The following is a 25080-nucleotide window of genomic DNA, read 5'->3' on the forward strand; positions in this document are numbered from 1 at the left end:
GGGTTGACCTGTCAAAGGTCAACCCTTTTTCATTAGACCCCATACCCCATAACGACTCCGCATGCGAGGCGTTTCCCCGCATCTCCTGAGGGCTGTGATCTGTAATCATCCGGGCTTTGATGGATGATGACCCCTTTGCCTATGACGTCTTTCACTTTGAATTTATTTGTAAAAAAGGACATTTTAGCGTATCCGTCGTTTGAAAACAGGACTGGAAAATCACCCGCATGATTACCATGAGGCTGGCCCGTCGGATTCCAATGTCCCCCGGCAGAAGAAAAAGGCTCCTTAGGGTCGCCTATTTCACAAACTCCCTTTTCATGTAAGTGAAATCCATGAGGCCCGATCGGATTTTGACCACCTTTTCCTTCCTTATATGATGGTAAACCTGTTACCTCTGCATATACTTCCACCCCATTTTGCACTTCCCGAAAAAAAACATAGCCCTGCAATCCTGGGGCTAATGGACCTCCCTGTATTTGAGCGAAGGCCATGTCAGGAGCGTTTCGATAATATGAATAACCAGGATACCCATATTGATAATAATTCATCATTGGTTCACCTTCCTTCAAGACATTTTATGTTGAAAGTATTGGTGACATGATGAAAAAACCAGAACTTCACTTTTTAACCAAACGTTTGTTTAACCTCTGAAAACCTTGTCTACTCAATGGTTCATCCTATCAGTCAAACGTTTGTTTAAATTTCTGCTAATGAGATTGACACATTGACCGCAATCCCAGAGGTTCTCACCGACTCTTCCATTCAATACCACCTTTAAAACTTTAAAATCCCCTCCCCATATGCTTAAAGAAGGAAAAATATGATTGGTTTTATTTTCCTATTACCATTATCCCTTTTCATTTTGTCCAAAAAATGTTATATTTTCAGAAACTTCAGATTTTTAATGCGGTACCATTTTAGGAGGGATTGATATGCAAGGTGAAATTAGGTTAATTCCATATTTCATGGACGAAATGATTGTTGATGCAAATGAAATTCCTAAAGGCGTTGATTTAATTCAATCTCCTAGTATGTGGAAGAATGGATACAAAGGAAAAGGGACGACTATCGCCGTCCTGGATACAGGATGCGATATGAATCATCCGGATCTGGCAGGAAAAGTGAAGGGTTTCCGGAATTTCACAGACGATGACAACGGTGCTGAAGATAACGTTACTGATTATAGCGGTCATGGTACCCATGTCGCGGGTACGATTGCTGCAAGTGAAAATGGTGATGGGGTTATCGGGGTTGCGCCACTGGCCGATTTATTGGTTATTAAAGTACTGGCGGGCAGCCGCGGGAGTGGAAAATACGAATGGATCGTGAAGGGCATTCTGTATGCGATTGAACAAAAGGTGGACATCATCTCCATGTCATTGGGAGGTCCCACTGACCACAAGCCTCTGCACGAAGCGATTCAAAAAGCGGTGGATGCAAATATATCAGTTGTTTGTGCAGCAGGTAACGAAGGTGACTCGAACAGCAGCACCGATGAATTTTCTTTTCCCGCTTGTTACAATGAAGTGATTTCTGTAGGAGCCATCGACCTTCAAAGAAAATCTTCTTACTTTACGAATTCCAATAATGAAGTCGACCTAGTGGCACCGGGTGAACAAATTTTATCTACCATTCCTGGTGAAAAATACGCTAAACTCAGCGGTACCTCCATGTCGGCTCCACACGTGTCCGGAGCATTAGCCCTCATCAAAGAATTCGAGCAAGTATCTTTCGACCGCAAACTTTCAGAAACCGAATTGTATGCACAACTCATCAAACGCACCGTTCCACTCGGATTCCCAAAAACATTGGAAGGAAATGGTTTGTTGTTTATCACAGCACCCGACCTACTGAGGGAGCACTTGAGAAACCAGCCGCTTGCACAGATTGGCTGACGGACATTAAACTAGTTGATTTTTGGCTCATTTCCGCCATAACGAAAAGGACCCCCGGCAAAAATGCATTTATGCCGGGGGTCCTTTCTATTCAAGCGACCTTTCAGCTATGCTGAAAGGCGAGTGAAACGGACGTTTCACTCGAATGAGCCAAAAATCGTGCACTCACCCCTCTTATTACTATGCTACTGAAAAAGAACAGCCACCAAAGACTGTTCTTTTTTCTACTATTGTAATCTGCTCTCAACTTGCTGACATACTTCATCAGCACTTAGTCCACTTGCTTCGATCACGGATCCTTGAGTAGCTACGTTTTGAATCCCCATCACATTGGAATCCATCCCTGTCACTACGCAGCAGTCACAGCCGTTTGCGTCTGTTTCCTGTTTTAGTTCAACGACGTCATGCCCCTTTTCACGTAAGGCTTGCACGACGTTTTGTAAGGATTGTTCAACACCAATTCTCATGCCTTTACACCTCCTGGTTCTACATATAGGTTTTTCTTCCGGGGAAAAAGATATTCGTCATTTATTTTTTATTTACTTGTTTGCCACTTTTTTTCTGACTTTGGTCTTTTGAATTCCCAACCCGAATATCAGTTCCGAATTCCACATCATTCTTGGCCTTTTGCTTTGCCAACTGTTCTGATGTTTGGTCCATACTTTTCTTTCCCTGTTTAGACATTCTCATCCCTCCTCTGACTTTTATAGAATTAGAATCCCCATTTCAAGGCAAAATATTTGAAGGGCATTCGATTACTTTCAGAATGTTTATTTGTCACTTTGCCGGGTAAATACTCTATATAACAATAAATAAAAGGGTGGTATTCAAATGGATGAAGCAAAATTAAAAGAATTAATCGATGGATTAAATGAGGATTTAGCAAATGAATATGCTGCAGTTATACTTTACACAAATTACGCTGCTGTCGTGAGCGGCTTATATCGTCAAATCTTAAAGCCTTTCTTCGAAGAGGAGATCCCGGATGAACAGGGACATGCTTTATACTTAGCCGAAAAAATTAAAACATTGGGCGGAGATCCGACGACCACTCCGGCTGCCGTGAAACAAACAGATGATGTGAAAGAAATGTTAGAGGAAGGTCGTAAAGCTGAGGCTGATACGATCGAACGTTATAAAATACGTAAAGAGCAAGCTGAAGAACTGGGTCTCGTCGAGCTTAGCATCAAGCTAGATGACATGATTGCAGATGAAACCCATCACCTAGAAGAATTCGATCGCTTACTAAAGGATCCTTCTTTTAACTAATACACGGAAAAGACCGCTATATCAGCGGTCTTTTTTCATGTATGATTCGATAATCCTTCCATTCTTCAAGAAGTAATGACTGGTATTTCGGTGTCAGATAACGATCGTCGATCAATCTGAGGACTCCCGTATCCTCCTCTGAACGGATGAGTCTCCCCCCGGATTGAAATACTTTATTTAATCCCGGGTAGACATACGCATGATCGAATCCATTTAACCCCCGTTCATTAAAATAATCCTTAATGATTTCATGATCCCTGCTTGGCTGAGGCAGCCCTACTCCTACAACAATTACCCCCTTTAATCGATTACCTTTCAGATCGATACCCTCTGAGAAGATGCCTCCCAATACGGCAAATCCAATAACCGGAAGGTCTCTGTCGCTTTGATACTCGTTTAAGAATTTCTCTCTGTCTGCTTCTTTCATATTAGGCTCCTGGATGATGAATTCTGCATTCATTGCATCCTGATTCATTTCCTCGAAGGCTTCCCGCATATAGGCGTACGATGAAAAGAAGACCAGATAATTTCCTTTATTCTCATTGAACGCTGCTGTAATCGAACGTGTAATCGAGGAAAGGGTTCTTTCTCTGTCCTTAAACCGGGTTGAAATCGGATGGATCCCAACCTGCCATTGTTCTTTTTCAAATGGCGAAGGAATCAGAAACCGATAATCCTCTTCACACCCACCCAGTTGCTGAAAATAGTACGAAAAGGGGTGAAGCGTGGCTGAGAAAAATACTGAGGATTGAAACAACCTCGTTATTTGTTTAATAAGCTTTGAAGGATCAATGCAAAATAGTTTCACTTCTATACCTTTAGGCGTTTGATCGATCACAAAGCGATGTTCATCAGAAAAGAGGTTGGAAATTCTCACAAAATGTAATGCATCAAAGTACAATTGAAGAAAGTCCTCAGACCAATCCCCTTCCGCTTCTCCCAAGTATTTTTCTGCTATCTCAACAAAACTTTGCACCTCATCAACTAACTCTGCATCCAACTCATTACGCACATCATCTCCTTTGTCTTTTTTCAAACGGAGGAACTGCTTGTTAACCGCGACAACTCTTTGCTTCAAGTCCACATATCCCGGATACTTTCTTTTGATTTCTAAAAAATCGGACTTCCTCAGAGTGGCTGAATACATTTCCCGTCCCCTGCCAACAAGATTATGTGCTTCATCAATGAGTAGAGTCGTCTTTTTCTTCCCTTCATCACTCATTCTTTTGAATGAAACCTTCGGGTCGAAGATGTAGTTATAATCACAGATGACACCGTCCACTAAATAGGAGAGGTCGATTGAAAATTCAAACGGGCATATCCGGTGCTTCCTGGCGTATGTTTCAACGATTGGACGTGTGATGATGGTTTCTTGCGTTAATATATCAATGAGTGCCCCGTTAATTCGATCATAATAGCCATTCGCAAATTCACAATATTCTTTCTGACAAATCGTTTCTTCTTGAAAGCAGATTTTGTCTTTTGCCGTAATGGTAATCGACCTGTGTGATAATCCTTCCCGTTCTAAAAGAACCAGCGCCTCCTCTGCGACAGTACGGGTAATCGTCTTAGCTGTCACATAAAACCACTTTGAATGTCCTTTCTCCATCGCTTTTATCGTCGGGAATAAGGTTGAAATGGTTTTCCCTGTTCCCGTCGGAGCATTCGCATACAAAGATTTGGATTCAGTAACCGTTTTATAGACAGCACCAGCGAGGGTTTTTTGCCCTTTTCGATAAGTTGGATAAGGAAATGCCAGGCCTGGAATACTCTTTATTCGGTTTTCCTGATTCGTGAGTATAAGTGAAGCAAATGGAGTATACGCAACCAGGGTCTCGTCAACGATGTGTTGAAGCTCTTCCATTGTATAAATACGGGTGAAAGACTTCGTTTTTTCAGATTCGACCTCTATGTACGTGAGCTGCACGCCAATACCCTTTAACTGCTTTTCTTTTGCCAATAAGTAAGCATAGCATTCACCTTGAGCCCAGTGGACACGGGCACCTTCTTCGATCTGAGCTATCGTTCTTGCCGTTGATTTAATTTCTTCTACGATTACTTCCCCGTTTTCATAATGGATCCCATCACAGCGGCCTTCTAGTTGATAGACAATATCCTCCACCGCTCTTTCTCCTTTTAGAAAGACTTCTTTCTCATCACCTTCTTTGTATTCTTTCTGTAGTTTTTGATGAAGCTTGGTTCCGATGGTTAGGGAAGAACGGGCTTGATACCTGACATCTATGCTTCCTTCTTTATACACGAACTCTACTAATTCCCTTATTGAAATCTTGAAAGTTTTCTTCATGTGACGTCTCACCTCTGGCTTTCCCACACAAATTATCATTCTAATTTTTTTCAGTGAACATATATATTAGACAAGCTTTTTCGAACGGAGGATTCGGGGAATGAAGGCAAGATTCATTTTTTACAGTATAGGATTACTGGCATTATCATTAGGAGTTTCTCTTATTATTAAAGGTGATTTGGGGGCGGCTCCCTGGGATGCACTGGCCGTTGGTGAATCTACTTTGTTCAACCTTTCCATCGGGACATGCATCTTCATCAATGGATGTATTCTCATCTGTATAAACGCTCTGTTATTAAAGGAGCCCATTCAATGGTTAGCTGCACTCTCCATCTTCGTCATCGGGATGATGGTTGATTATTGGATCACGATCGGTCTTGAAACCCTTGAACCGTCCGGATTCTTTCAGCAATTATCCCTCGTGCTGACAGGTATATTGCTACTCGGCATCGGAATCTCCATTTATCTTCAAGCCAAGCTTCCTTCAAGCCCCATGGATACATTTATGGTCGCGATTCATAGACGGTTCGGTTTGAATTTACGTAATTCCCGTTTATTGAACGAAGCGATTGCCATTACGTTAGCCATGCTGTTTCATGGAGCGGTTGGCATTGGGACGGTGATTGTCGCCTGTACGCTTGGTTTTATTATTCATATCTTCTATCCTATCATGGAACGTATGTACGGGAAATGGAGTTGAATCATTTTTATTTTGTCTTGTTGTTCCATAAAAAAACACTTAGTGATTTTCCTAAGCGTTTTGGTTGTTCATATATGCATTTGGGAGATTGGAATCAAATTTTGCAACCTTATCACTATTTAATGGAAGATCGATCGTAACGACTGTTCCTTTATTAACAATGCTTGAATAATGGATATGACCACCCATGGCTTCGATGATGCGCAAGGACACCGAAGTTCCTAATCCAGTACCTTGGACCTTTGTTGTGAAAAACAAGGTGCCAATCCTTGAGATTTGGTCTTTAGTCATCCCTTTTCCTGTGTCTTCCACCGTGATGATGGCTTGTGTATGGGTAACTTCTAAATTCACGCTAACGTTTCCTTGAGGCGGGGTCGCTTCAATGGCATTCTTTATGATATTGACGAATGCTTGTTTGAACTTATTACGATCTGTCAAAAGAAATCCATCCTCTTTCAGGTCCGCTTCAAGGTAAACACCCTCTTTGAGGGCATACGCATTCAGTAGGACCGTGACATCCGAGAGAACTTCTTTCACATTGATTTTCTCGATCTTTTCGAACTCGGGCTTGGCAAAATTCAAATAATCATTAATGATTTCCTCTGCCCTGTCTAACTCACTCAATACGATTTTCAAATATTCATCATGAGTCCCTGTCACTTGCTTCTTCATTAATTGAAGGAATCCCTTGACGACGGTTAGAGGATTGCGCACTTCATGAGCAATGGAAGCAGCAAGTTCTCCCAATGTATTGAGCTTTTCAGATTTCAGGATCTCTTCACGAAGCAATCGTTTCTCAATCATCCACTCATTGAGTTGTGCAGCCACACCGACCCCCAACACCTGGATGCCCCCGAATATCAGTACGTAGATGCCCATTTCTTTATTACCCGAAACAGGAACTCCCGCAATGAATGCGAATGACAGAAGAATTCCCAGCATCACAAGCGCTGGCCAAAACCCAAGTAACACGGCAAATGTTACCCGTTTCTTTGGTGGAAATGTCCAAAATCGATTTGAAATCAGGAAAGGAAGGGTCCCTGCAAGAAACGCACTTACAAATCCAAAAATGATGGCATCCCCGCCGTTGATGATCCGTGCGGTTAAAATAAACACAAGAACAATGACCCCGGCTTTTCTCCCTCCATAAAGCATTGAAAGAACCAGTGGAATGTAGCGGAAATCCCAATACAATCCGAAACTTTCATAAGCGAATATTAAACACATGAACGCGGCAATCCCATGCAATACACCGATGAAAACAGGTGATTTACCGAGCCTGTGGTTTTCAAGGAGTGACGTTTGAATGAGAACAGGAGCCAATATAATCAATACATGTAATAATAATTTCTCGATAATCATCGATTTGTCTCCCAATAAATATAGTCATTACTTTACACATACGACAAAATTCTCGTAAATCCTCTTTCATCTACCACAAAATTAAGAAAAAAGTAACGGAAGAGGGACGGACCTCGAGGGTTGCTTTCGAGGTCCGTCCCTTAAGTGAATTTCTAATCCAGTTTACCTTTGTAGCTGAGGTCTTTTGGTTCAAGGTGGTTGTATTGTCCTTGGAGTATTTTATGAATGTCTTGGATGGTCTGTTGGATTTGGACGCTTTGCCCTTTTGTTTGGGTGAATTCTTCTGCCACGTAGAATGGCTGGCTCAAGTAGGCTTCCAGTCGCTCTCCTATCTGAAATAGATCGAGATCGGCTTCAGGTATTTTATCTTTACCGATTGTATTCAAGAGGACGCGAATTTCTTTGTAGCGCCTTAGCAGTTTCTTCGCTTTCTTATGAATAGTCGTGTGGCCAGAGTCCAGGGCGTCGTCTTCCAGTAAAATCGATGTAGACTGTACGGGGTGGATGGCTGGGTACATCCCCCGGGTAGAGAGATCTATATCGAAGTAACATAAGGTATCAAGTGGACCGAAGGGGTCATCCTCATCCACTGCTTCACCGGTGGGATCGAATAATATAGTAGTGATCTCTGGATAACCCTCTCCTTCAAATCGTTCCCTCAATTCATATATTTCCCCTGAGACAATATAAGAACGGTCCACATATAGGAGAATTCTGTCTTTCTCCTCAATAAGGCTGACTTCTGAAAAGGCTTCATCAATCGAGTGGCATTTCGCATCAACAAATCCTTCAAGGTCACTCAAACCAGGATAGGTTTTATCCGGCGTCAATAAGATCGATTGATATCCTTTTTCTTTCAGCACTTTCGTCATTTCCGCTAAAACAACAAATTGACCAACCTGCGATCTCGCCACGAATCCATTCGTTCCTCCATGGACAATTGGGGCAAACAAATCGAGCGTTTTGATTCCCGTTTCAATCATAGTTAGTTTCCCTCCTTGAATAATTAATTCATCCAGCGTGCAATTGGCCAGATTCGCTAAAGTTACAATCGTTTTCACTTCGGCACGTCCCACTGAAATTTTTCCGGTACACAAATTAGATACCGTTGCAGGTCGTAACCCTACTGTTTTGGCAGCTGATGTTAAATTAGGTACACGCCGCCGCAGCAATGAAACATTCAACCTTAAATTCTCTTTCATGGTAAATATCCCCTCCTTACTTTATAAGGTAATATATTTTACTCTTAAAAGCAATAGATTTTAACATTAAAACGTAATTATTTTACCTTTAAGAGTAATATGTGGATACAAGGTGGAAAAACTCCTTTACAGAAAATAGTCATTTCCTTCTATCACCGAGCAATTCCATAAAGATTAACCCTCATAATAGAACAAAAAATTACAAATATATTTGTAACGTTCATACTATTGACCTATATAAGTATTTGTCAATGTCTGTTACGCTTAAATTAAGTCAAATGACGAAAGAAGAATTAATATGACAGTAAATGTATTTTTAGACGATTACCGCCACTGTCCTCAAGGGTACATTCTCGCGAAAGACATCGATGAATGTATTGACCTGCTTCTGAATTTTTCTATCGATCATCTTTCATTGGATCATGACTTAGAAAGCAAGACCCGTAATGGATTAATGCTCGTACACTATATGGTAGAAAAGCAGCTATTTGCAGAACGGATCACGATTCATTCCGCCAACTCTGTTGCAGGCAAACAAATGTTCAAGTATTTAAAAGAGGCTCAGAGTGATCACAAGATGCCTAAATCAATCAAGATTTTGTTACGACCTTTACCTCTAAGATGAGTTATCATATAAAAAAGAACTGTTCCGGGAGCAGTTCTTTTTTTTGTCCATTCATTTCAATTGGGTTTTTCTTACTATATAATGAAGGCGACAGCCATTTATAAAAGAGGGTTAAATTATGGAGTTTCTGAAAAAAATTCAATTTGTCGGAGGCAGAATAGCCAAAACCGGTATTGCCGTTTTTTTAACGGCTCTTGTGTGTGAGTTTTTAAATTGGCCAGCGACCTTTGCCGTCATTACAGCCATAGTCACCATCGAGCCCACAGCCGCCAATTCAATCAAGAAAGCATTCATCCGTTTTCCCGCTTCGGCGATAGGAGCACTCTTTGCGGTGATTATTGCTTCCACGTTTGGGGATCACCCCATTACATATGCGCTGGTCGCACTGCTCACAATCATCACCTGCCACAAACTCCATTTAGGGGCAGGCATCCTGGTCGCTACATTAACAGGGATTGCCATGATCCCCACCATACACGATCACTATGTAGCTACCTTTTTCATTCGCCTGGGCACGACCACCATCGGGCTGATTGTATCAACATTAGTGAACTTGTGGATCCTTCCACCAAAATACTCGAAAACGATTACGACCAAAATTCATAATCTCTATTTCAAAACGGGCAATTTATTAGAAAAAAGAGGCTCTGAAGTTCTTCAGAATCACTCTCTTCACCGGGATACAAAATTGATCTTCAATGATATTTTAAGAGACATAGAATCAACGGACACCCTTTGCGAATATCAAAAGGAAGAATGGAAGCTTCACCGCTCCAGTCGTGAGGAATTGCGTTATTTCCATTATGAGTACAAAAAACTTAACCTTTTAAGGCAGATCCTTTTTCATATTGGGAACTTAATTTACTTACCTGTTCAGTATTCATTCAGTGAAGAAGAGAAAGATCGTATCTTACATGCGACTCAATCGTTGAAAGGGATCATGCATCATCCCTCGTTTCACATTCCTGAACAACATTTCACTCTTATGAAAGATTTACTCGAGGAATTCTGGGACGATCATGAAGGACTTCATACAAAACCCTTTCAGTCCATGAAGCATCACTTTTCCTGCGAAACGGTCATGCTATACGAATTACTATCCATTCACGACCTTTTAGAGGAGCTCAGTGAAATACATGTGCTAGAAGCTCAGCATCAAACCGTCCTGGAGAAAACGTTACATCCATAGACACTGATAAAGGTATAGACAAGATCTTGTCTATACCTTTTCTATTGAAATCTTATTTCAAAGCGTTATTCGCTAACATTCCTATCACCATATCATCCATCGGCGGATTGTGAAGTCCTGCCCTGACATCACGATAATATCGCTGCATCGGGTTCGAGCGGAAAAGGCTTTTTGCTCCGACAATTCTCATGGCGGTATCCACAATGTGAAAAGCGCTGTTCGTGACAACATGTTTTACAGAAGCAAGCTCTGAAGCCATGTCTTTCCGTTTTTCAGGCTCCCTCACCCACTTGTCAGCTACTGAATAGAGAATTTGTCGAGCCTTGAATAGCTCTAATTCAATTTCACCAATTTTCCGTTGAACTTCAGGTACATCCTTGATCGGCCCCGGCAGACTGTTTGGTGAATAGTCCTTCGCAAATTGGATGGCATAGTTGCGTGCGGCAATCGCAACACCTATATAGCAAGCGGGTATGTGCAGAAGCCATGCTTTAGGAAGATCATTCTTCCCTCTTGGATTTACACTATCACGTTCGACCAGGGCAGAAGATGGGAGATGAACATCCGTGAGAACGAGATCATCACTGCCCGTTCCTTTCATGGAAATCGTATCCCACGTTTCTTCGATGCTTACTCCTTCCAGGTCATGATTCACCAGGAAGAATCCTTTCTCTTCGGTATCCCCGATTGTGGCTGATACTAAAGAATAATCCAGAACTCTCGCCATAGAAGTAAAAGATTTCCTGCCGGTTAAACTCCATCCCTCTTCGGTTTTCACTGCTTTGGTTTCGGGAAGCCCTCCACGAGTGGGGCTCCCCGTTGCCGGTTCGGATGCTGCCCGGTTAATAAGAGCGCTGTTGGCTACAATCTCCTCGCACAGTCCATTGAACACCCCTTCATCCCACGTCCGGTTTTCCGTCAGTTCCATCAATCCCCCAAGATGCCAGCCTATGGACAAAGCCGTTGCCGCGTCCCCTGTAGCAAGCCTTTCTTGAATCATCACCAGCTCATATAAGCTGATTTCTTCTCCGCCGTACTCTTTAGGAAGAGATAATGTTCCATATCCCTTTTTCTTCAGGTCTTTGAAATTATCATAAGGAAATTCATCTTCCCTGTCATACGCTTCCCCTCGTTCAGAAAACGCATCAGCAAGCTCACCAGCTAAATCAACCAGATTTCTTTGGCGGTCATTCTGTATATACGGTTCATATAAGTCCATTCAAACAGCACCTCCTGATTAATATCACGTTTTTACTTCTTCTATTTATCATAATCAATTCACATGTCTAACTCAAAGATATTGTTTACTAATCTGATCGGAATACACATGCTAATTAAACAGGGCGACAGCACTCATTAGAGTCATTAAACAACCATGCTTACGAAAAGAGTTTTAGAAAAACCGAAAAAAACCTGCTGCCGAGATTGGCAACAGGTTTCTTTTATAGGTTAGGAAGCATTTTCTTTGTCTTCTACTTTGTACTCTTGCTCCCAGAACTCTGCATTTTTGATGCCGAGCTTTGTAGAGTTGAAGACTGGGTCAAGGCCTTGCTTCTTCTGTTCTTCGTAATCCTTAAGTGCTTTTAAAGCAGGTTTGGCAAGGATAAGGATGGCGATTAAGTTCAGCCACACCATGATTCCAAGACCGATATCCCCCAGTGCCCATGCTAATGCGGCTTCTCTTACTGCTCCATAGAATGTGGCAGCAAGCAGGACAACCTTTAAAATGCCCATCGCCACCTTTGAATTCTTACCTCTCAATAGGTAGGCAACATTCGTTTCCGCCATATAGTAGTAAGCCATAATCGTTGTAAAAGCAAAGAAGAATAAGGCGATTGCGACAAATGATGCTCCGAATCCAGGGATGACTGATTCGATGGCTGCCTGTGTATAACCAGGCCCGGCTTCGATTCCTTCTAAATTGTTCGCAAGCATTGTTCCATCAGGCGCTTCTGTGTTGAAGGATCCCGTAAACAAGATCATGAATGCTGTAGCCGAACAAACCAGAAGAGTATCGATGTACACGGAAAACGCTTGAACCAGCCCTTGTTTAGCAGGGTGGGACACTTCAGCTGCCGCTGCAGCATGTGGTCCTGTACCTTGACCTGCTTCGTTGGAATAAATTCCGCGTTTCACTCCCCAAGATACGGCCATCCCGATGATTCCACCGAATGCTGAATCAAAGCCGAATGCACTTTTGAAGATAAGGGCAAAAACTGCCGGGATTTCAGCAATATTCATTCCTACAATGACAAGTGATAGAAGAATATAGGCAATCGCCATAAATGGGACTACGTAAGAAGCTACTCCAGCGATACGTTTGACTCCACCGAAAATGATGACCCCGATTAACACGACAAGACCAATACCCGTTACTGTTGTACTAAGCCCAAATGCATTTTCAAGTCCCAATGCAATGGAGTTTGACTGAATTCCAGGCATTAAAATACTCATCGCAAGCAAAGTAGCCAGTGAGAAAAGAACGGCATACCATTTCCAACCGATCCCTTTTTCAATATAATAGGCTGGTCCTCCACGGTATTCCCCATCCTGCTTCACTTTGTAAATTTGAGCAAGTGTGGACTCAATGAAGGCACTGCTTGCACCGATGAATGCAATAGTCCACATCCAGAAAACCGCCCCTGGACCACCGAAAGCGATCGCAGTTGCTGTACCGGCGATGTTACCCGTCCCGACACGTCCTGATAACGACAGCGCCAAGGCCTGGAATGAAGACACACCTGCTTTGGAGCTGCCCCCCTTAAACATTTGAACCACCATATCTTTAATCAACCGGACTTGTAAAAACTTCGTTAAAATAGAAAATAATAATCCTACACCCAAACAGAAGTAAATCATGACCGGAGACCAAAGTATTCCTACCAACTTGCCAACTAATTCTTCCACGGCATTTCCCCCTTTTCTTTGCAAAAATGTTCTAACTATTAAGAATTATATTTTATTTGACACAAATTAGACAATCTTTTTTTATGACGAATTTTTCTTAAACGTGGAAAAACCCTTATATGCCAAGACTCTATACTCATAAAAAAATATTTGGGCAATCTAAAAAGGGGGTGAAAATATGTCGAGAAGAAAACTTCTTGTACCTGAATCCCGGGTTGCGATGGATCAATTAAAAGCGAAAGTTTCTGGTACGCAAGATCCCAAAGAAGCGAAATATGAAATCGCCAAGGAACAAGGTATCCCTCTGCAAAGAGGTTATAATGGAAAATTAACATCTGAGCAAGCAGGAAAAGTAGGCGGAAGAATTGGCGGTAACATGGTGAAGGAGCTTGTGCGAATAGCTCAGGAGAATTTAAATAAAAAATAACATAAAGAAGGCTGACACTTAACTAAATGCCAGCCTTCTTTATGTTATTTCCCCCTGAGGATTTCTTTCAACTTATCCAGGTCTTTATAAATTTCTTTTTCTAATGAGCGATTGTAGAAGATCGATGCAGGATGAAAGGTCGGAAATATGGAGTAGCTTTCATCGCTCATGACCCACTCATTTGAATCAAGATCTTTTAACCGCCTGACTTTAGCGTGAATTAGCCGGCCATGCTTTTGTGATATCGTGTACTGATTCCCCAATAGCCTTTGTAAACCGATATTCCCCAGGGTTACAAGCTGTTTTGGCTTAATATGCTGCAGCTCATAATCCAGGATCGGAGCATGGGCCAGCTGTTCTTTACGATTCGGGGCCCTGTTATACTTCTTCTCCACGATCTCATTTTCCCCTACTTTCTTAGGGACAATTTTATAAGGTCTGCTTCTGACCGTTGAGGTAAAATAAATGTCTTCCCTTGGAACCTCCAGATACTGAAAGAACTCATCCAGCACTTTTCCTGCCCGTCCACTAAACGGCATTCCGTTATGAATCTCGGTTTCACCCGGGGCTTCCCCGACAATCATGATCGTCGGCTGCTCCGGTCCGCGTCCGTATACAAACCCCTCACAGGGATACGGCTCCATCCTTTTCTTACAGATATCGACTAATTCTTCCGGTATCACGCTCATCATCCTTTGTTTCTTTGTTATTTTCGTTATTCCCGGACATTACCCGTATTACACATCCCCATGTTTAATTTACCTTCATAAAAGGAATAGTATGGATATAAATGAACCTTTAAAGGAGATGGATTGTGTGTCACAAGCTGAACTGAAACAACAAATTTTAAAAGTGCTCGATGAAAGCAAAGTAGGGACACTGGCAACGGTTAAAAATAATAAACCTCATTCCCGTTATATGACGTTTTCACATGATGAGCTGACTCTATATACACCAACAAACAAGGAAACCCATAAGACAGATGAAATTGAGGACAATCCTAATGTACATATTCTTCTCGGCTACGAAGGAGAGGGGTATGGAGATACCTTCGTCGAAATCGAAGGTCGCGCCTCCATTGAAGAGTCGACTCATTATAAGGAAAAACTGTGGAATGACCATATGAAAAGATGGTTTGAAGGGCCAGACGATCCGGAATACATCGTCCTCAAAATTCAACCTGTCAGCATCCGCTTAATGAACGATGATGAGGATTCGCCGCAGTCACTTGAATTATAAATTCCCTTGACATGTTTTAATTTTGATGTTATATTTAGTTATTGTAATCTTGTAACATACATTAAAACGATAGAGAAGATAATTCGTAATTCTATTCTGTTTTGATTTAACAACTTATTCACACTGGATCGGCTTCGGAGCCGTTAGGATGTAAGAGAGGTAGGGCTTACGTCGTTTAGGTATATCAAACGACTCAAGGAATTGCCCGCGGCTGTTTATTATCTGCAAACAACGTTCAAGATATAAATATATTACTTGTGATGTTGCAAGTTACAGAGTTGCCTTTATCCGATTAAGGCAACACCAAAGGGATTGCTAACGGGATGATTAGCCCCTTAAAGATAAAAACACCTCAAAAGCGCTGACTTTTGAGGTGTTTTTTTATATTCAGGATGAATGCCGTTCGTATTTCCCTCTGTTTCGCAGTCGATTCCGATTTTATTTTCAAATCTCAGAATTTATTTTCAAAACCGGAATTCCCGCGCCGATTCACACAACCCATCAGCTGCTCTCCTTCAGCTGACTATGATACAACCCATGATAGAACCCTTTTTGCTTGAGAAGCTCATCATGAGATCCCCGTTCAATGATTCTTCCTTGATCAAGGACCAGTATTTGATCGGCTTGGCGGATGGTGTTAAGACGGTGGGCCACCACTACACTTGTTCTCCCCTTCATCAATCGCTTGAGGGCTTCCTGAATCTTCAGCTCTGTAATCGTATCGATGCTGCTCGTGGCTTCATCTAGAATCAGGATGGACGGATTTGAAAGGATCGCTCTTGCAATGGATAATAACTGTTTCTGTCCCTGGCTGATCCCGCTTCCATCATGTCTTAACACAGTATCGTAGCCCTCAGGCATTTTCTCTATGAAGGAATGGGCATTGGCCAATTTCGCCGCTTCCCTTACTTCTTCATCGCCCGCCTCGAGTCTGCCGTAACGGATATTGTCTGCAATCGTTCCTTGAAACAGGAAGCTATCCTGCAGGACAAATCCCATCTTCCGACGGAGACTCTTTCGTTTGATTGTTTGGATATTCTGGTCATCAATCTCAATGGTGCCTTCATTCAATTCATAGAAACGAGACAGCAGATTGGTAATCGTCGTTTTACCTGCTCCTGTCGGTCCGACCAAAGCAACGGTCTCACCCGGTGTAATGGTGAAGGATACATCCTGAAGCGTTTGATCCCATTTTTCATACGAGAAAGAAACGTGTTGAAATTCTACTTTCCCTTCAACGGAATCGATTTCCACGGCATCCCCCTCATCCTTGGCTTCTTCCTCTTCGTCTAAAATTTGAAAGACTCGCTCAGCACCGGCAATGGCCGATAATAACGTGTTATACTGGTTCGCGAGCTCATTCAACGGACGGGTGAATTGACGGGCATATTCAGCAAATATCACAATGACTCCAATGGTGATCATTCCATTTAATGCGAAAATCCCTCCGACTCCGGCAATGACGGCAAAACTCAAATTGTTTAACACATTCATAAGCTTCGGAATAAAACCGGAATAGGTATCCGCCCAATAAGCAGCCGTTCTCAATCGTTGATTTTTTTCTCCAAAATCCTTTATGGCAGTATCCTCACGGGAAAAGGTTTTGATGATGCTATGCCCCGAAATCGTCTCTTCGATATAGCCGTTTAGCTCTCCGATATTTTGTTGATATTGTTTAAACAAACGTCCTGTCCGTTTCGTAATCCACTTCATACCGAGAGCCATCAGAGGAACGATGGTTAATGTGATCAAGGTAAGCAACGGACTGAGCCAGAGCATGATCGAGACGGTCCCCACTAATGTCAGGACACTGGATATGATTTGAATGAACGAACTATTCAACGTGGCACTCACATTATCAATATCATTTGTCACTCTGCTCATTAACTCCCCATGCTTCCGTTTATCAAAGAAAGGGATCGATAGTTGATGCAATTGATGAAAAAGGTCCTTCCGCAAGCGGTAGACCGTATCCTGAGCCACACCGATCATCCAATAATTCTGGAACCATACAGACAGGGAATGGAAGATGTACACTGCCACTAAACCGATAACAAGACCGATCAATCCGGAAGTCTCTTTCGTTACAATGTATTCATCAATCGCTTTTCCCACAAGGAAAGGCCCAAGGAGAGCTGCTGCTGAACTGATGAACACCATTAAAATCACGAGATACAGGATCACTTTCATTTCGGAAAGGTAGTTCCAAAGACGACGAAGCGTCCCTCTTGCATCTTTCGCTTTATCGTTTTTCCCCAGTTTCTTTCGGACGTGCTTAGACATGATGTATTTCCTCCTCTCCGAATTGAGATTGAAAAATCCGCTGATAGAGAGAGGAATCTTCTAATAGGGATGTATGGGTCCCCTCTCCGATTAAGACTCCATCTTCAAGGAGCAGAATCGTATCAGATTCCATGGCTGTACTTATTTTCTGTGTAATGATCATCGTCGTACATTCGTATTGCTTCAGGGCTTGAAGCAGCTTGGATTCTGTTTTCAAATCCAACGCACTCGTACTATCGTCCAGTAATAAAATCTTTGGTTTTCGAATGAGTGCTCTCGCAATCGACAAACGCTGTTTCTGTCCACCTGAAAGATTGACCCCTTTTTGACCGAGAACTGTGTCATATCCATGGGAGAGATTCAGGATGGTCTCATGGATTTGGGCATCCTTTGCAGCTTGGATCATTTCTTCCCTGGTGGCATCTTCTTTTCCCCATAGGAGGTTTTCTGATACTGACCCGGAAAACAGGACCGCTTCCTGGGGCACGTACCCAATATTTTTCCTTACGTGATCCAAAGAAATGGAACGGATGGATTGACCATCCAGTTCCACAGACCCTTCCGTCGCATCGTACAGGCGAGGAATGAGTTGGAACAGGGATGTTTTACCGGATCCGGTGGCTCCCAGGATCGAAACCGTTTCGCCAGCCTCCACTTTAAACGATACGCCTTCCAGCACCTTCCCACGGGTTGACGGGTATTGAAACGACACATCTTTAAATGTAATCTCTCCGTTCATCACTGTGTTTTCCTGTCGTACATCCTCTCCGTCTTTCAAATCAATCTCGGTTTGCAGAACCTCTTCTACCCTGCCGGCGGAAGCCCTTGCTCTTGAAAAGCTCGTAATGATAAATGAGAAAATTGAAAAAACAGAAGAGATTCTCGTAACATAGGTGACAATCGCTACGACTTCTCCCACCTTTGCTCCACCTGTGGCGACATCTATACTTCCAAACCACAAAACGGATAGGAGGGCCAGATTCATCACGAGCATCAGAAGCGGCATGATGATTTCCATAAAACGAAGAGCCTTCACGGTCCGATCCTTCAAATCTTCATTCGCACCATGGAATCGGCTTTCTTCATACTTGCTTCGTGTATAAGCTTTAATTACCCTCATCCCGGAGAGGTTTTCCTTCATGACCTCGTTCACTTTGTCGAGGCGGGATTGAACTCTATCAAAAAGACTCCATCCCCGTTTCAGGACCCATAACAGGAACAGCCATAAAACCGGAATCACGATTAATAAAATAAGGGCAAGACGAGCATTGACGATGAGTGCCATGATTGCTGATCCGACAACTAGCAGCGGTGCCCTTAGCATAATGCGCAAGCTCATGAAGATTGTATTCTGCAGCTGCCTTACGTCATTGGTCATCCTGGTGATCAATGATGATGCAGGGAGCTTATGAAAGCTTGCAAAGGAAAACGACTGAACCTTTTTATATAAGCTTTCCCGCACATCATAACCAAATCCCTGACTCGTATGAGCGGCGAAAAATGAATTCGTCACGCCTGAAACAAACGCGAGGAGAGACATCCCCACCATGATGAAGCCCCATTTCATCACCACGTCCAAGTCTCCATTCATAATACCTTCATCAATAATCCGTGCCATAAACAGCGGATTTAATAGTTCAACAGCAAGCTCTACCAGCATTAAACTCCAGGCAATCGCCATGGCAACACGGTAAGGCTTTAAAAAATGTATGACCTTCAAATGAACACCCCTCTGACAAAAGACTTCCATTATGTATATATGTATCATCATATCGTTTTTTTATGCCGGGTGGTAGTTGGAAGTGTTATACGCGCCACCTCTGCCATCTGGACGATTAACCATGCCCAAGCCCCTTTCATATACTGACGGGGACGATTAGTCGAAAGATAAGGAGTTGACGTGATGGATATTCAAATGTCTACTTTAACCGATCCATATTTGTATCAAGCATTAATGAGTATGATGGATGAATTTCTCGTGGTACAGACGAGTGAAGGCTCTGTGCGGGGTAAGCTTGCAAGTGTTTTACCTGACCACATTGTCATTGAAGTGAGCGGAACGCCATTCTATGTTCGATTTCAACAAATCGTATGGTTCTTCCCCAGTTCCGGAGATACCGGCCGATAGAATCAAAAGAGGAGGATAAGACATGTTTAAACGAATCAATAAGCTGCTCATTGAACTCCCCATCCCTGAACACGGTGATAAAAATGCCGCAGCTGCCGTTCAGGAATTACTCGGTGGAAAGTTTGGAGAAATGTCTACTTTAAACAATTATATGTTTCAGTCCTTTAATTTTCGCCAGAAAAAGAAGCTCAAACCCTTTTATGATATTGTAGCCAGTATTACCGCAGAAGAATTCGGTCATGTCGAGCTTGTAACCAATACCATTAACCTGCTGTCTGTCGGGAACACCTTCCCCGGTGACCCTAATATCGCCCCACTCCAAAACGGACTGGATGCCAGAAACACGTATCAATACATCGCCACTGCCCAGACTGCTTTGGCCGGTGATTCCATGGGAAGGGCATGGACGGGGGATAATGTGTTCAGCTCTGGAAATTTAGTATTGGATCTACTTCATAATTTCTTCTTGGAAGTGGGAGCCAGAACCCATAAAATGCGGGTGTACGAAATGACCGACCATCCTACTGCCAGAGAAATGATCGGGTACTTACTAGTTCGGGGCGGCACGCATGTATTGGCCTACGCAAAGGCGCTGGAAATAGCAACTGGTGTAGATCTTACCAAGATGCTTCCCATCCCTGACCTTGATAATTCCAAATTCGATACAGCTGTGAAATTCGAAGAAAAAGGGATTAATAACGTTCTTTATACATGGAGTGACAACGACTACAAGGATATCGCACAAATCTGGAAGGGAACAAATCCTGAAAACGGGCAGCCACTAAGGGTTATTGAAGGCACACCTGAAGGAGCCCCGATCCCTAACCTGGATGACCTGCCAGAAGAATTTGCACCTGGTATTTCGAAGGATGATTATGAGCTGATTGCGAAGAGGTTGTTGAGAAACTTATAAAATCTGCTGGCTCAGCCTCAACAAAGATTAGGACAAAACAAACCACATGATCCCATAAGGACCATGTGGTTTATGACGCTTATTGATTAAAAGGTGGTGTATCTGTTCCGCCATTGTTAGGTCTGTTCTTTTCTTCTTCAATTTTTCGATCCAGTTTAGAAAGATATTTTTGTGCAAAGTCCTTTCCACCCAGACCAAAGGCCAAACCGAAGGCTAGTGCCAGTCCACCCAGAATCAGCATGAAGGCAATATTGACGATGGAATCAGCCACTTTTAATTGATCCAAGGCCATAAAGAAGCTTAAGGCAATGATGGCATATCTCGTGATGGTTCCAAGCACTTGGAAATTATCACTCAATACGTTGGATATGATGCTCTTGACTAAGTTACCTAAGTATAAGCCTGCCCCAAGAATGACGATGGCTGCCAATACATGTGGTAAATATGCAAGGACACCTGTTGCCAGAGCGACCAGGAATTCCAATCTCACAATTTCCAGGGCCTCTACTACAAAGAGGAAAACAATGATGATTTGAACGACTCTACCTACAAGTCCTGATAGATTCATATAAGATGAGCCCGTTGGTTCATACGGATTTTTATTGACGTTCATACGTCCAATACCCATATTACGTAATAGAGAATTGAATCCTACCCGGTTCAATAATCGGGCAACCATGGCTCCAACCCATTTACCAACCCAGACTCCCGCAAGAATGAGTAGAATCGCAATCGCAATATTCGGAAGCATCACAAGGACCTGATTGAGCATGTTAATCGCCGGTTCTGAAATCCCACGAATGTTCAGCTGATCTAATGCAGAAATCGTAACCGGAATCATGATGAGTACGAATACAATCGTACCAATGACCGATGAAACCGTTGTTCCCTGAAAGAGCTTGTTAATGCCAAATCGTTCAGCGACTCTCTCTGTTCCAATTGCTTGTAAAAAGTTCGTGATAATATCCCGGACGATTTTGGCTACAAACCAGCCAACCAGGAGAATGATAGCTGCGGCAAACAGTTTAGGAATAAACCCTAGGAAGTTTTGGAGCATTTCCGTGAAAGGCCCTGAAACCCCTGTGATATTAAGAGCTGCTAACACTCCCGGTAAGAATATGAGAAGCACGAGATAGAATACAATTCTAGCAGCCGTATAGACATATCGGTGTACATCATTTTCATCTTTTGCTAATTTAGATCTCACCAGCGTGCTTTTAACTGCGGGTCTCGTACCCAGTTTCTCTATCAATACCTTCAGTACAGAAGCAACTATCCATGCAAATAATAGAATTAGTGCTGCTTTTAATACATTTGGAATCGCTGCTGCCATCGTACTCAGCATACCGACTAAAGGTGAAGCAATGAAGTTCAAGTCCAACATATTGAAGAAGGCAATAAACACGAACACAAGCAGAATAAAGTACACAATTTTACTTATGACTTTCTCCGATGTCCATTTCCGTTCTCCTTTCCTGCTGCCAAAATAAAGGTTGTCATCGATCTTCACCCGTTTTAAAATTCCGTAAACGGCTTTTTCGACAGCCTTTGCAATGATCCACCCGATCAATAACACTAATAAAGCCAATAACAGATCAGGAAGCTTCCCTAAGTACCCGTACCATTCTTGCGTTATATCATTGTTCATTCGATGTTCTCCCTTCAATTATGGAAATTGTATAATGCTAATACTTATCTACCCATAGATTTTTTTTCAAAACCTGACAAAAAAAGATAGTCTAAATGATTCATCAGGGAGTCTTAAGTAATAGAAACCCCTTAAGGCAAGCGCCTTAAGGGGTTTCATCATGGGAGATCAATTGCGTTTTCTTTTTTGAAATCGTCTAAAGAGTAAGCAGTTACTCTCTTATGTGATACTGTATAAAGCTGATTATCAATATATAGGAGTCTTTGAATCTGGTCTTCCCACTGTTCGTAATATTCTTTGTTTTTGTTTTCTTCATCTGTGAGCTGAGATTTTAAAACGATTCCCTTTTCAGGTGTGATTTCATAAAGAAGGGCACCTTGATAGTCAAAATCCAGTTCATGCCGGCTTCCCTCTTTTTCATGATAAACAGAAATGGGAAAACCATATAGATTTCTTGAAGGTTCATGAAGCAATGCTTTGTGATCTTCCAACAAATAAGAGTGAGTACCCGTCCCCCCTATTATTTCAGTGTCCGTTTCCTTCGGATGCTGAAAGTCTGTAATATCAAACAAAGAGATCTTCATTCCGCGTCTAACGATTCTCGGTTCCTCATTGGTTGCTTTGTTATCATCCACCACTTTTGTATCAAAACCAAACCCGATGAGGTGATGTTCGTCAATGGGGTGAAGATAGGTGCTGAAACCAGGAATCTTCAACTCCCCCAATACCTTTGGAGCTTTCGGATCTGCCGTATCGATGACAAAAAGGGGATCGACTTGTTTAAAGGTGACCATATATGCCTTATCTCCCATAAATCTGACAGAATAGATTTGTTCTCCCTTGGCTAAATCCGTTACTTCCCCAACATTCTTCATGTTTTCATCTAAAATATAGAGAGCATTGGATGAAGGTGAATCACTGTTCCATACCTCCCCTTTCGTCGTTGCAATCCGAAAGTGGCCTTCATGTTCATCCATGGAAAATTGATTTAACGCCCTTCCTTCTACGTTCCCTGATGAAGAATACGCAATGTTCCCATCACGGACGGAAAATTTATAAATCTCCGTATTGGAGGAGGTCCAGCCGTTCTTGCCATCTTCATTGTATTTTTCTACAGCCACATAAAGATTATTTTTAGACATATACACTTTATCGCCGCTTCCAAGATAGGATTGAATGTTTAGAGAAGCTTTGGGATCCTCCATATTCATTGCTGTCAATAAGGTATAGTTAGGGGACTGGGACTGTGGAAAATACTTAATGTCCTGTATTGGAAGTGGCGTCATTTCATCACCTGTTAAACTATCTTTCACCCGGGGTCTCAGATCAGGATTTTGCCCCTGTTCGATCGTCCAGTAGTTTGGATACAAATTCGAAATGAAATAGACAGTGGAATCAATCTTCCTGGACGTCAAATATTGACCTTCAAGCTCAACATGCCTGAGGAGAGATGGTTTTGCTTTGTCGGAGATATCATACAGAAGCGCAACAGTCGTTCCGTCAACAGGCATAGTGGAAGCGATTGACTTTTGTTTATCCTCTTGGAAATGGGCATGCGCCCAGCTGTTACCGATGACGAGCAGCTTATCTTTCTGTAAAAATAGATGATGAGGCTGCATATTTTCTTTATAGCTGGTAGAAGATACCACTTTCATTTCCTTGACAGGATTTGCCTTTGTAATCAGCAGCCTACGGTCGGTTAATTGGTAAATATAGCTTCCATCAGTCTTCACTATATCCCCTTCGTCAACTCCTTTAACCTGATTATTCGTTTCAGAAAAATCGGATCCCGATTGAGACGACTCTCCAGCCGCACTATCTTCCGATGACTTGGACTCCATATTTCCTTCTCTTCCGAAAAGAGAATACTCCGTATCTTCCTTATTTTTCTTTAAGATTTGTTTAAAATAGTTCGTTAGCTCTTCCTTGGATTGAATACTGGGTAGTTTAGAGGTTATAGAAAAGGGTATTTCTGTGTCTCCGTCATAGGAAAAACCCCATTTGGTTTTCACTTTTGAAGAGATATGAAGTGTATACTGGTGTGGATCAGAAGGATACCCTCCTGACGGTGCTTGAATTTGCAGGGTCTTTCGATTTTCATCCAACTTCAAGGAGACATTGATCCTCTCTCCATCGGAGTCTTGTACATAAATGTTCTGGGGCGTCACCGTTTCCTTATTCAAGGCCGTTGAAAATTGCAGATTCCATGAGTTATTCTCCATCACGAGAAGGTCACCCTCCATCTTCCCCTCGGCCTTCACAACAGGTCTTTGACTATACGCAAACGTTCCAAGCGCCACCAGCAGCACAATACCAGCAATAATGAGCAGATAAGATTTCTTACTCATGTATGACCCTCCTATATGTTCTATTTGTTGATTAGACGTTGGGAGGGAGAAAATGTTACATATGCACGGAGTCTGCAGGTGGATACATTTCGTTCAACTTTGTTTCTATGCTCTACTGAAGCCAATAAAAAAAGACCCCACAAAAGTAAGGTCCGTCCCTCTATCTCATTCGTCTAGCACTTACATTCAGTCGTGCGTTTCGGATGACTTGGTTGATGACTTCCGAGAAGATGAGTCCGATGGCGATGGATCCTGAGATCATGAAGGCTTTTGCTGCCAGGTTGATGGCGGCATTGTAATCGTTTTGAACGAAGTTTCTCATGGCATCGTACGCAAGTCCTCCAGGTACAAGGGGGATAATGCCGGCTACAGAGAAGATGATGACCGGGGTTCTGTACATCTTCGCAAATACCTGGCTTATCACAGCAACGACAAAGGATGCAAGTAACGTCGCAAGCACCGCATCCGCGTCATTTAAACTCATTCCTATGTAGATGATCCAGCCTAACATTCCTACAATTCCGCATTTAAAAAGGGACTGCTTTGGAGCGTTGAAGATAATCCCGAATGCAGCTGCGGATATGAAGCTGGTCACTAATTGTTCGATGATGAGCATTCCCTTTTCACCTCAATCTTT

At 42.5% G+C, this 25080-nt stretch carries 23 protein-coding genes; 9 read left to right on the plus strand and 14 right to left on the minus strand.

Going from position 1 to position 25080, the window contains the following annotated elements; all coding sequences use genetic code 11:
- Positions 1 to 32: 32 nt before the first annotated feature.
- Positions 33 to 551 carry a superoxide dismutase family protein gene (locus ACIFOD_RS17590; RefSeq protein ID WP_430315696.1) on the minus strand — a complete coding sequence of 173 codons (519 nt, stop codon included), beginning with the start codon at positions 549 to 551 and terminating at the stop codon, positions 33 to 35.
- Positions 552 to 935: 384 nt separating this feature from the next.
- Between ACIFOD_RS17590 and ACIFOD_RS17595 the strand changes: the two genes are divergently transcribed.
- Positions 936 to 1898, plus strand: a complete 963-nt coding sequence (locus ACIFOD_RS17595; RefSeq protein ID WP_430315697.1) for a S8 family peptidase — start codon at positions 936 to 938, stop codon at positions 1896 to 1898.
- 227 nt (positions 1899 to 2125) lie between these two features.
- On the opposite strand, the gene ACIFOD_RS17600 is transcribed toward ACIFOD_RS17595, so the two are convergent.
- Together ACIFOD_RS17600 and ACIFOD_RS17605 are read right to left on the minus strand one after the other, a co-directional pair.
- A complete protein-coding gene (locus ACIFOD_RS17600) occupies positions 2126 to 2365 on the minus strand; it encodes a YkuS family protein (protein WP_113968558.1) in 240 nt (79 codons plus the stop codon).
- Positions 2366 to 2426: 61 nt separating this feature from the next.
- Complete coding sequence (locus tag ACIFOD_RS17605; protein ID WP_397553087.1) at positions 2427 to 2582, minus strand: hypothetical protein; 156 nt, start codon at positions 2580 to 2582, stop codon at positions 2427 to 2429.
- Between the two features lie 147 nt (positions 2583 to 2729).
- On the opposite strand from ACIFOD_RS17605, the gene ACIFOD_RS17610 reads away from it, so the two are divergent.
- Positions 2730 to 3167 (plus strand): ferritin-like domain-containing protein, encoded by a 438-nt coding sequence (locus tag ACIFOD_RS17610; RefSeq protein ID WP_397553088.1) that lies wholly within the window; start codon positions 2730 to 2732, stop codon positions 3165 to 3167.
- Positions 3168 to 3183: 16 nt separating this feature from the next.
- Here the strand turns inward: ACIFOD_RS17610 and ACIFOD_RS17615 are convergent, their stop codons facing one another.
- Entirely contained in the window at positions 3184 to 5472 is a 2289-nt protein-coding gene (locus ACIFOD_RS17615) for a helicase C-terminal domain-containing protein (RefSeq protein ID WP_430315698.1), read from the minus strand.
- 100 nt (positions 5473 to 5572) lie between these two features.
- On the opposite strand from ACIFOD_RS17615, the gene ACIFOD_RS17620 reads away from it, so the two are divergent.
- Positions 5573 to 6172 carry a YitT family protein gene (locus ACIFOD_RS17620; RefSeq protein ID WP_397553090.1) on the plus strand — a complete coding sequence of 200 codons (600 nt, stop codon included), beginning with the start codon at positions 5573 to 5575 and terminating at the stop codon, positions 6170 to 6172.
- Positions 6173 to 6223: 51 nt separating this feature from the next.
- Here ACIFOD_RS17620 and ACIFOD_RS17625 read toward each other — a convergent pair whose 3' ends face one another.
- Positions 6224 to 7480, minus strand: coding sequence for an ATP-binding protein (locus tag ACIFOD_RS17625; RefSeq protein WP_430315768.1), 1257 nt, complete (start codon positions 7478 to 7480; stop codon positions 6224 to 6226).
- 206 nt (positions 7481 to 7686) lie between these two features.
- Positions 7687 to 8736 carry a hypothetical protein gene (locus ACIFOD_RS17630; protein ID WP_430315699.1) on the minus strand — a complete coding sequence of 350 codons (1050 nt, stop codon included), beginning with the start codon at positions 8734 to 8736 and terminating at the stop codon, positions 7687 to 7689.
- 298 nt (positions 8737 to 9034) lie between these two features.
- Between ACIFOD_RS17630 and ACIFOD_RS17635 the strand changes: the two genes are divergently transcribed.
- Together ACIFOD_RS17635 and ACIFOD_RS17640 are read left to right on the plus strand one after the other, a co-directional pair.
- The gene (locus ACIFOD_RS17635) at positions 9035 to 9361 is read left to right on the plus strand and encodes a cyclic-phosphate processing receiver domain-containing protein (RefSeq protein WP_430315700.1); all 327 of its coding nucleotides are present in this window, start codon (positions 9035 to 9037) and stop codon (positions 9359 to 9361) included.
- Between the two features lie 118 nt (positions 9362 to 9479).
- The gene (locus tag ACIFOD_RS17640; protein WP_430315701.1) at positions 9480 to 10550 is read left to right on the plus strand and encodes an aromatic acid exporter family protein; all 1071 of its coding nucleotides are present in this window, start codon (positions 9480 to 9482) and stop codon (positions 10548 to 10550) included.
- A gap of 52 nt (positions 10551 to 10602) precedes the next feature.
- Here ACIFOD_RS17640 and ACIFOD_RS17645 read toward each other — a convergent pair whose 3' ends face one another.
- Together ACIFOD_RS17645 and ACIFOD_RS17650 are read right to left on the minus strand one after the other, a co-directional pair.
- The gene (locus ACIFOD_RS17645) at positions 10603 to 11769 is read right to left on the minus strand and encodes an acyl-CoA dehydrogenase family protein (protein ID WP_430315702.1); all 1167 of its coding nucleotides are present in this window, start codon (positions 11767 to 11769) and stop codon (positions 10603 to 10605) included.
- A gap of 230 nt (positions 11770 to 11999) precedes the next feature.
- Positions 12000 to 13409 carry an alanine/glycine:cation symporter family protein gene (locus ACIFOD_RS17650; RefSeq protein WP_397553164.1) on the minus strand — a complete coding sequence of 470 codons (1410 nt, stop codon included), beginning with the start codon at positions 13407 to 13409 and terminating at the stop codon, positions 12000 to 12002.
- A 226-nt stretch (positions 13410 to 13635) separates the two neighbouring features.
- On the opposite strand from ACIFOD_RS17650, the gene ACIFOD_RS17655 reads away from it, so the two are divergent.
- On the plus strand, positions 13636 to 13884 hold the full coding sequence (locus ACIFOD_RS17655) for a small, acid-soluble spore protein, alpha/beta type (RefSeq protein WP_430315703.1): 249 nt from the start codon (positions 13636 to 13638) through the stop codon (positions 13882 to 13884).
- Between the two features lie 44 nt (positions 13885 to 13928).
- On the opposite strand, the gene ACIFOD_RS17660 is transcribed toward ACIFOD_RS17655, so the two are convergent.
- On the minus strand, positions 13929 to 14573 hold the full coding sequence (locus ACIFOD_RS17660) for a uracil-DNA glycosylase (RefSeq protein WP_430315704.1): 645 nt from the start codon (positions 14571 to 14573) through the stop codon (positions 13929 to 13931).
- Positions 14574 to 14700: 127 nt separating this feature from the next.
- On the opposite strand from ACIFOD_RS17660, the gene ACIFOD_RS17665 reads away from it, so the two are divergent.
- Positions 14701 to 15123 (plus strand): pyridoxamine 5'-phosphate oxidase family protein, encoded by a 423-nt coding sequence (locus tag ACIFOD_RS17665; RefSeq protein WP_113968547.1) that lies wholly within the window; start codon positions 14701 to 14703, stop codon positions 15121 to 15123.
- Positions 15124 to 15624: 501 nt separating this feature from the next.
- On the opposite strand, the gene ACIFOD_RS17670 is transcribed toward ACIFOD_RS17665, so the two are convergent.
- Together ACIFOD_RS17670 and ACIFOD_RS17675 are read right to left on the minus strand one after the other, a co-directional pair.
- Positions 15625 to 17406, minus strand: a complete 1782-nt coding sequence (locus tag ACIFOD_RS17670; RefSeq protein WP_430315705.1) for an ABC transporter ATP-binding protein — start codon at positions 17404 to 17406, stop codon at positions 15625 to 15627.
- Entirely contained in the window at positions 17399 to 19156 is a 1758-nt protein-coding gene (locus ACIFOD_RS17675; protein ID WP_430315706.1) for an ABC transporter ATP-binding protein, read from the minus strand. The genes ACIFOD_RS17670 and ACIFOD_RS17675 overlap by 8 nt, the downstream gene beginning before the upstream one ends.
- Positions 19157 to 19309: 153 nt before the next feature.
- Between ACIFOD_RS17675 and ACIFOD_RS17680 the strand changes: the two genes are divergently transcribed.
- Both ACIFOD_RS17680 and ACIFOD_RS17685 read left to right on the plus strand, forming a co-directional pair.
- Positions 19310 to 19534 (plus strand): YuzF family protein, encoded by a 225-nt coding sequence (locus tag ACIFOD_RS17680; protein WP_397553097.1) that lies wholly within the window; start codon positions 19310 to 19312, stop codon positions 19532 to 19534.
- A gap of 22 nt (positions 19535 to 19556) precedes the next feature.
- Positions 19557 to 20447: a manganese catalase family protein gene (locus ACIFOD_RS17685; protein ID WP_324746522.1), complete on the plus strand. Its 891-nt coding sequence runs from the start codon at positions 19557 to 19559 to the stop codon at positions 20445 to 20447.
- A 79-nt stretch (positions 20448 to 20526) separates the two neighbouring features.
- Here the strand turns inward: ACIFOD_RS17685 and ACIFOD_RS17690 are convergent, their stop codons facing one another.
- The 3 genes from ACIFOD_RS17690 to ACIFOD_RS17700 all read right to left on the minus strand — a co-directional run bounded on the left by ACIFOD_RS17690 (position 20527) and on the right by ACIFOD_RS17700 (position 25059).
- Positions 20527 to 22095, minus strand: coding sequence for a mechanosensitive ion channel (locus tag ACIFOD_RS17690; RefSeq protein ID WP_430315707.1), 1569 nt, complete (start codon positions 22093 to 22095; stop codon positions 20527 to 20529).
- 158 nt (positions 22096 to 22253) lie between these two features.
- Complete coding sequence (locus ACIFOD_RS17695) at positions 22254 to 24443, minus strand: beta-propeller domain-containing protein (RefSeq protein ID WP_430315708.1); 2190 nt, start codon at positions 24441 to 24443, stop codon at positions 22254 to 22256.
- Positions 24444 to 24603: 160 nt separating this feature from the next.
- A complete protein-coding gene (locus ACIFOD_RS17700; RefSeq protein ID WP_044339076.1) occupies positions 24604 to 25059 on the minus strand; it encodes a threonine/serine exporter family protein in 456 nt (151 codons plus the stop codon).
- Between the last annotated feature and the right edge of the window lie 21 nt (positions 25060 to 25080).

It is taken from the genome of Rossellomorea sp. NRS-1567 (assembly GCF_050467885.1).
Classification (GTDB): Bacteria; Bacillota; Bacilli; order Bacillales; family Bacillaceae_B; genus Rossellomorea; species Rossellomorea aquimaris_C.

Coding starts and splice junctions, on each gene's coding strand:
- ACIFOD_RS17670 (WP_430315705.1), bottom strand. CDS start 17,406: ATGTCTAAGCACGTCCGAAAGAAACTGGGGAAAAACGATAAAGCGAAA.
- ACIFOD_RS17640 (WP_430315701.1), top strand. CDS start 9,480: ATGGAGTTTCTGAAAAAAATTCAATTTGTCGGAGGCAGAATAGCCAAA.
- ACIFOD_RS17690 (WP_430315707.1), bottom strand. CDS start 22,095: ATGAACAATGATATAACGCAAGAATGGTACGGGTACTTAGGGAAGCTT.
- ACIFOD_RS17600 (WP_113968558.1), bottom strand. CDS start 2,365: ATGAGAATTGGTGTTGAACAATCCTTACAAAACGTCGTGCAAGCCTTA.
- ACIFOD_RS17610 (WP_397553088.1), top strand. CDS start 2,730: ATGGATGAAGCAAAATTAAAAGAATTAATCGATGGATTAAATGAGGAT.
- ACIFOD_RS17675 (WP_430315706.1), bottom strand. CDS start 19,156: ATGGAAGTCTTTTGTCAGAGGGGTGTTCATTTGAAGGTCATACATTTT.
- ACIFOD_RS17615 (WP_430315698.1), bottom strand. CDS start 5,472: ATGAAGAAAACTTTCAAGATTTCAATAAGGGAATTAGTAGAGTTCGTG.
- ACIFOD_RS17680 (WP_397553097.1), top strand. CDS start 19,310: ATGGATATTCAAATGTCTACTTTAACCGATCCATATTTGTATCAAGCA.
- ACIFOD_RS17660 (WP_430315704.1), bottom strand. CDS start 14,573: ATGAGCGTGATACCGGAAGAATTAGTCGATATCTGTAAGAAAAGGATG.
- ACIFOD_RS17605 (WP_397553087.1), bottom strand. CDS start 2,582: ATGTCTAAACAGGGAAAGAAAAGTATGGACCAAACATCAGAACAGTTG.
- ACIFOD_RS17685 (WP_324746522.1), top strand. CDS start 19,557: ATGTTTAAACGAATCAATAAGCTGCTCATTGAACTCCCCATCCCTGAA.
- ACIFOD_RS17595 (WP_430315697.1), top strand. CDS start 936: ATGCAAGGTGAAATTAGGTTAATTCCATATTTCATGGACGAAATGATT.
- ACIFOD_RS17635 (WP_430315700.1), top strand. CDS start 9,035: ATGACAGTAAATGTATTTTTAGACGATTACCGCCACTGTCCTCAAGGG.
- ACIFOD_RS17655 (WP_430315703.1), top strand. CDS start 13,636: ATGTCGAGAAGAAAACTTCTTGTACCTGAATCCCGGGTTGCGATGGAT.
- ACIFOD_RS17645 (WP_430315702.1), bottom strand. CDS start 11,769: ATGGACTTATATGAACCGTATATACAGAATGACCGCCAAAGAAATCTG.
- ACIFOD_RS17630 (WP_430315699.1), bottom strand. CDS start 8,736: ATGAAAGAGAATTTAAGGTTGAATGTTTCATTGCTGCGGCGGCGTGTA.
- ACIFOD_RS17590 (WP_430315696.1), bottom strand. CDS start 551: ATGAATTATTATCAATATGGGTATCCTGGTTATTCATATTATCGAAAC.
- ACIFOD_RS17695 (WP_430315708.1), bottom strand. CDS start 24,443: ATGAGTAAGAAATCTTATCTGCTCATTATTGCTGGTATTGTGCTGCTG.
- ACIFOD_RS17700 (WP_044339076.1), bottom strand. CDS start 25,059: ATGCTCATCATCGAACAATTAGTGACCAGCTTCATATCCGCAGCTGCA.
- ACIFOD_RS17620 (WP_397553090.1), top strand. CDS start 5,573: ATGAAGGCAAGATTCATTTTTTACAGTATAGGATTACTGGCATTATCA.
- ACIFOD_RS17650 (WP_397553164.1), bottom strand. CDS start 13,409: ATGATTTACTTCTGTTTGGGTGTAGGATTATTATTTTCTATTTTAACG.